This is a genomic window from Kitasatospora sp. NPDC127060 (genome assembly GCF_042724935.1).
Classification (GTDB): domain Bacteria; phylum Actinomycetota; class Actinomycetes; order Streptomycetales; family Streptomycetaceae; genus Kitasatospora.
This window is the reverse complement of record NZ_JBHXEG010000070.1, coordinates 44063-51849: the sequence shown is the minus strand read 5'-3', so window position 1 is coordinate 51849 and position 7787 is coordinate 44063. Positions and strand designations below refer to the sequence as shown.

Annotated in this window: 2 protein-coding genes and 1 pseudogene; all 3 read left to right on the top strand. The window is 76.1% G+C overall.

Going from position 1 to position 7787, the window contains the following annotated elements; genetic code table 11:
- Positions 1–1089 (top strand): beta-ketoacyl reductase (locus tag ACFWIS_RS30735; RefSeq protein WP_380524058.1); only part of this gene is annotated, 1089 nt, incomplete at its 5' end.
- Between the two features lie 68 nt (positions 1090–1157).
- Positions 1158–6047 (top strand): annotated as a pseudogene (locus tag ACFWIS_RS30730) (beta-ketoacyl synthase N-terminal-like domain-containing protein); the annotation flags it as partial.
- Positions 6048–6067: 20 nt separating this feature from the next.
- A complete protein-coding gene (locus ACFWIS_RS30725; protein WP_380461395.1) occupies positions 6068–7603 on the top strand; it encodes an FAD-dependent monooxygenase in 1536 nt (511 codons plus the stop codon).
- The last annotated feature ends 184 nt before the right edge of the window (positions 7604–7787 follow it).

The following is a 7787-nucleotide window of genomic DNA, read 5'->3' as shown; positions in this document are numbered from 1 at the left end:
CCCCTCACCGCCGTCATCCACACCGCCGGCACCCTCGACGACACCACCCTCACCAACCTCACCCCCCACCAACTCCACACCGTCCTCCAACCCAAGATCGACACCGCCTGGCACCTCCACCAACTCACCACCCACACCCCCCTCAAAGCCTTCATCCTCTTCTCCTCCGCCGCCGGCACCCTCGGCACCCCAGGCCAAGCCAACTACGCCGCCGCCAACACCTACCTCGACACCCTCGCCCACCACCGCCACACCCAAGGACTCCCCGCCACCAGCCTCGCCTGGGGACTCTGGACCGACACCAGCACCATGACCAACACCCTCACCGAGACCGACCACCAACGCCTCAACACCACCGGACTCACCCCCCTCACCACCCCCACCGCCCTCACCCTCTTCGACACCACCCTCCACACCCCCCACCCCCACCTCCTCCTCACCCCCACCGACCGAAACGCCCTACGCCGCCACGCACGCAACGGCACGCTCCCGCCGCTCTTCGACCGGCTGGTCCCCGCCCCGGCCCGACAGGCGGCGGCATCCGCCGGCAGCGCGGCGCTGGCCGAACGCCTCAGCGGCCTGGACGAGAACAAGCGGGGACAGGTCCTGCTCGACCTGGTGCGCACGCACGTCGCGACGGTTCTGGGCCACGAATCGGCCGCCGCCGTCGTGCCGGGCCAGGCGCTCAAGGACCTCGGCTTCGACTCGCTCACCGCCGTGAGCCTGCGCAACCAGTTGTCCGCCGCGACGGGCCTCCGACTACCGACCACGCTGGTCTTCGACCACCCCAGCGCGGCGGCCATCGCGAGCCATCTCGGCGAGCAGTTCGACAACGGCGGTGCGGGTCGGCAGGCGCCGGTCCAGGCGGAACTGGAGCGTCTCGAAGCAGCCGTGGCCGCCACGGACCTGGACGACGCGGGCCGGGACCGACTCGGCGCCCGGCTGCAGGCCCTGCTGCTACGGGTCACCGAGACGCGGGGGACGGCGACGGCCGCCGCGGACGGCGACGATCTCGCGTCGGTGACCGACAACGAACTCTTCGACGTCCTCGACCAGGAGCTCGGGCTGGCAGGGCTGGAGGACCGATGACCGGAGGACCTGCCCAGATGGACGCGGTGAAGGAACAGAAGGTCGTCGACTACCTCAGGTGGACGACCGCGGAGCTGCAGGACACCCGGCGGCGGCTCGCCGAGGTCGAGGCCGCCCAGCGCGAACCGATCGCCATCGTGGCGATGGGCTGCCGCTACCCCGGCGGAGTGCGGTCGCCCGAGGACCTGTGGCAGCTGGTGGCGGACGGCGTCGACGCGGTCTCGTCCTTCCCGCGCGACCGCGGCTGGGACCTCGACGCCCTCTACGACCCGGACCCGGAGAAGGCCGGCACCTGCTACACCCAGGAGGGCGGGTTCCTCTACGACGCCGCCGACTTCGACCCCGAGTTCTTCGGAATCAGCCCCCGCGAGGCGATGGCCGTCGACCCGCAACAGCGCCTCCTCCTCGAAACCGCCTGGGAGACCCTGGAGAACGCCGGCATCGACCCCACCACCCTGCGCGGCAGCCGGACCGGTGTCTTCGCCGGCGTCCTGTACGACGACTACGCCGCCCGCCTGATGGAGCGGACGCCGGAGGGCTTCGAGGGCTTCCTCGGGACCGGGAGCGCGAGCAGCGTGGCGTCCGGGCGGATCGCGTACACCCTCGGCCTGGAGGGCCCGGCCGTCACGGTGGACACGGCGTGCTCCTCCTCGCTGGTCGCCCTGCACCTGGCGGCCCGGGCGCTGCGCGCCGGGGACTGCGAGCTGGCGCTGGCGGGCGGGGTGACCGTGATGGCGACGCCCGGCGTCTTCGTGGACTTCAGCCGCCAGCGCGGCCTGTCACCGGACGGGCGCTGCAAGTCGTTCGCGGCCGGTGCGGACGGCACGGGCTGGGGCGAGGGCGTCGGACTGCTGCTGCTGGAGCGCCTCTCCGACGCCCGCCGCAACGGGCACCCGGTCCTCGCCGTGGTGCGCGGCTCCGCCGTCAACCAGGACGGCGCCTCCAACGGGCTCACCGCGCCCAACGGCCCGGCCCAGCAGCGGGTGATCCGCCAGGCCCTCGCCGACGCGCGGCTGGGACCGTCGGACGTGGACGTGGTGGAGGGGCACGGCACCGGCACCGTCCTGGGCGACCCGATCGAGGCGCAGGCCCTGCTGGCCACCTACGGGCAGGACCGGCCCGCCGAACGGCCGCTCTGGCTCGGCTCGGTGAAGTCCAACATCGGCCACACCCAGGGCGCCGCCGGCGTCGCCGGGGTGATCAAGATGGTGCAGGCCATCCGACACGGGGTGCTGCCCAGGACCCTGCACGCCTCCGAGCCGAGCCCGCACGTGGACTGGACGGCCGGCAGCGTCGCGCTGCTGGCCGAGGCCCGCCCCTGGCCGCACGAGAACCGGCCGCACCGCGCCGCCGTCTCCTCCTTCGGGGTCAGCGGCACCAACGCGCACGTCATCGTGGAGGAGGCGCCCGGCCCCGCCGACGCGACGCCGGAGGGCGCCTCGGCGAACGGCACTTCGGCGAACATCACTTCGGCGAACATCACTTCGGCGAACGGCGCCTCGTCGAACGGCACTCCGCTGGACGGCACTTCGCCGAACGGCACTCCTGTGCACGGCACTTCGATGCACGGCACGGCACCGGACGACACCGCGGCCCGGCCGGTCCCGCTGGTGCTGTCGGCCCGGAACGAACCGGCGCTGCGCGATGCCGCCCGCGAGCTGGCCGCCCGGCTCGCCGCCGACCCGGCGCCGCGCCCCGTGGACGTGGCGTTCTCGCTCGCCACCACCCGCACCGCCATGGCGCAGCGCGCGGTGGTCGTCGGCACGGACCGGGCCGAACTGACCCGCGGCCTGGACGCGTTGGCCCGGGGCGACCTGCTGCCCGGCAACGTGGTGGTGGGCCGCGCCGAGCCCGGGCCGGGCGGGCTCGCCTACCTGTTCACCGGCCAGGGCAGCCAGCGCGCCGGCATGGGACGGGCCCTCGCCGCGGCCCACCCGGTGTTCGCCGACGCCCTGGACGAGGTGTGCGCCGAGCTGGACCGGCACCTCGACCGCCCGTTGCGCCCGCTGCTCTTCGGCACCAAGGACCACCCGGACGCCGCGCTGCTGCACCGGACGCAGTACGCGCAGCCGGCGATCTTCGCCGTGGAGACGGCGCTGTTCCGGCTGCTCGGGCACTGGGGGCTGCGGCCCGACTTCCTGTTGGGCCACTCGGTCGGCGAGCTGGCCGCCGCGCATGTGGCCGGGGTCCTCGGCCTGTCCGACGCGGCCGGGCTGGTCGCCGCACGGGCGCGCGCCATGCAGCGGGCCCGGCCGGACGGCGCGATGGTCGCCGTCGAGGCGGCGGAGGAGGAGGTGCTCGCCACCCTGGTCGGCCGGGAGGCCCAGGTGTCGGTGGCGGCCGTCAACGGACCGTCGGCGACAGTGGTCTCCGGGGACGAGGAGGCGGTCCTGGAGGTCGCCGCCCACTGGCGCGCCGAGGGCCGACGGGTCCGGCGGCTCGCTGTCAGCCACGCCTTCCACTCCCCGCACATGGACGGTGTCCTGGCCGAGTTCGGGGAGGCCCTGGCCAGGGTGGCGTTCGCCGAGCCGACCATCCCGCTCGTCTCCAACGTCACCGGCGGGCTCGCTGATCCGGCCGAACTGCGCTCCACCGGCTACTGGTTGGGGCACGCCCGGCAGCCGGTCCGGTTCGCCGACGGCATCCGCACGCTGCGCGCGGCCGGGGTGACCTGCTTCGTCGAACTCGGGCCGGACGCGGTGCTGACCGCACTGGCGCGCGAGTGCCTGCGCGACCGGGGGGACGGCGGGCCGGCGGACACCGCCGGGACGAACGGCGGGCCGACGGCCGGTGGGCAGTCGAGCGGCGGGCCTGCGGGCGGCGGTCGGACGCCCACGCTGGTGCCCGTGCTGAGCGCCCGCCGGCCCGAGCCGCAGACCGCGCTGACGGCGCTGGCCGCGGTCCACGCGACGGGCCGCCCGGTCGACTGGGCGGCCCTTCTCGCCGGCACGGGAGCCGCGCGCGTCCCGCTGCCGACCTACCCGTTCCAGCGCCGGAGCTACTGGCTCAACCCCGTCGCCGACCCGGCCGGGTCAGGCTCCGGGCCGGGGCAGCGATCCCTGGAGTCCCGGTTCTGGGCGGCCGTCGACGAGCAGGACGCCGAGTCGCTCGGCCGGTCCCTGCGGCTGTCGGATGCCCAACTCGCCTCACTGGCCGAGGTCCTGCCCCTGCTGGGCGTTCATCGGCGGCGCGCCGGGTGGCATCACCGGACGCTCTGGCAGCCCGTCGCGGAGGGCCCGGCGGCGGCCGCCCGGCGGCTGCTCCTGCTGGTGCCCGGCGGTCCGGACGACGACGGTCCGGCGGCCCGGCTGGCCGCCGTGCTCGGCGACGCCGCCGACCGCCTCGTGGTGCCCGCCTCGTTCGGGAGCACCGGGGCTGCCGGGGACGCCGACGGCCTCACCGCACTGGTCGGCGCCGCACTGGTGGGCGCCGGACTCGCCGGACGCCCGGAGGGGACGCCCGGCGCGGTCGTGTCGCTGCTCGCCTTCGCACCGGAGCCCGGCCGGGGCCTGGCGCTGACCGCCGCCCTGCCGCAGGCGCTGGACCGGGCCGGGGTGGACGCTCCGCTGTGGGTGCTGACCACCGGCGCGGTCACGGTCGGCCGGCTCGACCCGCCGGTCTCACCGGACCACGCCGCGGTCCGGGGCCTCGGCGAGGCCCTCGTCGGCGCGCACCCGCACCGTACGATCGGCCTGCTCGACCTGGAGGTGCCGCCGGCACGACCCGGACCGCATGCCCCGGCCGCCCCGCACCGCCCGGACGAGGGGGGATCCGACCGGTCCGCACGGCGGCTGGCCGGCCTGCTCTCCGCGCCTCCGGCCGACCCGCGCCTCGCACTGCGCGGTCCCGGGCTCTTCGCCCGGCGGCTGGCCCGGGTCGCCCCGCCCGAGGACGGCCGCGACCTCCCCCGGTGGCCGGAGGGACCGGTCCTGGTCACCGGAGCCGATCCGGTGCTCGGCGGCCACGCCGTCCGCTGGCTCGCCGAGCAGGGCGCCACCCGGTTGGTCCTGGCCGGCCCGGCGGATCCTGCGGCCGGCGCCGCCGGGCCGGCCGATCTCATCGGGACGGCGGAGGAGTCGGGCGCCGAGGTGACGGTGGCGCACTGCCCGGCCGGCGACCGCGAGGCGCTCGCCCGGGTGGTCGCGCAGTGGCCGCCCACGGCCGTGGTGCACCTCGCCCACGCCGGCGGCGCCTCCCCGTGGGCGGCGGTCGACGCCGCGCTCGCGGTCGACGCCGCGACCGCGCACCTCGACCTGGCGGCGTTCGTGGTGTGCTCCTCGGGGCCGGGCGCGCTCGCCGCCCCCGGCGAGGACGGGCCGGCCCCCGTGCACGCCGCCCTGGCGGCGGTGGCCCGGCGACGGCGGGAACGCGGGGGGCGCGCGCTGTCCCTCGCGTTCGGACCGCTCGCCCCCGACCCCGCCGACACCCCCGGCACCATCGACGCCCCCGATCCCTCCTCCCCCGCCGGCCTCCGGCCGCTGCCGGCGGCCCTCGCCGTCGAGGCGCTCGGCTACGCCGTCCAGCCCGGTGCCGGGGACGTGACGGTGGCCGACCTGGACCGGAGGGCCGAGCCCTGGCCCGGGTCCGACCCGCTCTTCGCCGGCCTGCCCGGCTTCGCCTCCGCCGCCTCCGCCGCGTCCGCACCTGGCTCCGCCGCCGGCTCCCCGGCCCCGGCCGTGGATCCGGCGCTGTCGGCCCGGCTCGCCGCCGCGGACCCCGCCGAACGCGCCGCGATCGTGCTGGAGCTGGTCCGCGCCAAGGCGGCGGAGGTCCTGGGCATCGACGCCGCCGAGGGCGTCGGCCCAGACGCCGATCTGCCCACCCTGGGCCTGTCGTCCCTGGCCGCCCTCGACCTGAGTGCCCAGATGCGCGCCGCAGGACTGGACGTGACACCGCAACAGGTCTTCGACAACCCGACACCCGCCAAGCTCGCCGCGTCCGCGTACCCGGCCCGCTAGAAACCCCGGAGGACACCTCCATGCACCACGACATCGTCATCGCCGGCGCCGGACCGGTCGGGCTCATGCTCGCGTGCGAGCTGCGGCTGGCCGGCGCGGAGGTCGTCGTCCTCGACGGCCGTCCCGGTCCCGAGGCCCACTCGCCGGGCGTGGCCGTCAATCCCGGAGTCATCGAACTCCTGGAGATGCGCGGGCTGATGGAGGCCTGCCGCCCGGACGGCTTCGAGTTCCCGATGGCCCACTTCGCGCACATCTGGCTGGACCCGTCCGCGCTCGCCGACCGCTACCCGTACAACTTCTCGCTGCCGCACGGCAGGCTGGTCCACCACCTGGTGGAGCGGGCGCGGGCGCTGGGTGCGGACCTGCGGTTCGGGCACCGGGTGGTCGGCGTCGAGCAGGACGAGCACCTGGTCGAGACGCGGGTCGAGGGTCCGACGGGCGGGCAGACCCTGCGCAGCCGCCACCTGGTCGGCTGCGACGGGGTGGACAGCGTGGTGCGCCGGGCGGCCGGCATCGCGTTCCCGGGGGACGAAGAGCCCTTCCACGGCACGGTCTCCGACTTCTCGGTGACGTCGGACAGCATCCTGCTCCAGCACCTGGGCGCCCGCGAGTACCCGGCGGGACTGCTGGCGGTCAGCCCGCTGGGGCCGGACACGGTCCGGGTGCTGACGGCCGAGTTCGGCGTGCAGCCGCCCGGCGGGGACGACGCGCCGGGACTGACGGAGGTCCAGGGCGCGGTGAGCCGCCTCGCGGGCATCGCGTTCGCCGGTGAGCCGCCGCTCTGGTCGGCCCGCTGGTCCCATGCGACCCGGCTCGCCGAGCGGTACCGTGCCGGGCGGGTGTTCCTCGCGGGGGACGCCGCGCACCGGCACTTCCCTCTCGGCGGGCAGGCGCTCAGTACCGGCCTGGACGACGCGGTGAACCTGGGCTGGAAGCTCGCGGCGGACCTCGCCGGCCGGGCGCCGGACGGCCTGCTCGACAGCTACCACGACGAACGGCACCCGGTGGGGGCCCGGGCCTGTCTGACGACCCGTGCACAGGCGGCGCTGCTGCACCCGCTGACGCCGTTGCGGGAGGTCTTCGCCGAGCTCATCCGGTTCCCGGACGTCAACGAGTACCTGGTCACCATGGTCGGCGGCACCGACACCCGCTATCCGCTGGGGCAGGCCGGAGCGAACGCCGATCCGCTGCTCGGCCGCCGGCTGCCGGGGGTGGCGGCGTCCGCGCGGGCGGTGCCGGGGCTGGCGGCGGCCTGGGAGGCCGGCCATGCGGTACTGCTCGACCTCCGCGACGGAAGCGACGGAGGTGACGGAGGTGACGGAGGCGACGGAAGCGGCGCCGCCGGCACCGGTACCGGCATCGACCTGGCCGGCGAACTCGCGGGCCGGGAGGGCCTGGTGGACCTCGTCACGGCGAAGCCACTGCCCGCTGTGGACGCCGAGGCGGTACTGCTGCGGCCGGACGGCCGGGTCGCCTGGACGCTACGGGCGGAGGGGGACTCCACGGGCCTCGCCGCCGCCCTCACCGCCCTGTTCGGCGAGCCCGCCGCTTCCTAGTCCCGGTCCGACCGGCCCCGGAAAGCACCACCGGAAGCACCACCGAGAACCACCACCGAGAACCACCACCGAGAACCAGCACCGAGAAGCACCACCGAAGAGCACCCCGAACCGCGCCCCGGGCCGAGCCGCACCGGCGCCGGCCCGTCGGCCCTTAGGACCGATTAAGCGCCACGGCACAGCA

Excerpts from the sequence above, each read along its gene's own strand:
- ACFWIS_RS30725 (WP_380461395.1), top strand. The coding sequence starts at position 6,068 with ATGCACCACGACATCGTCATCGCCGGCGCCGGACCGGTCGGGCTCATG.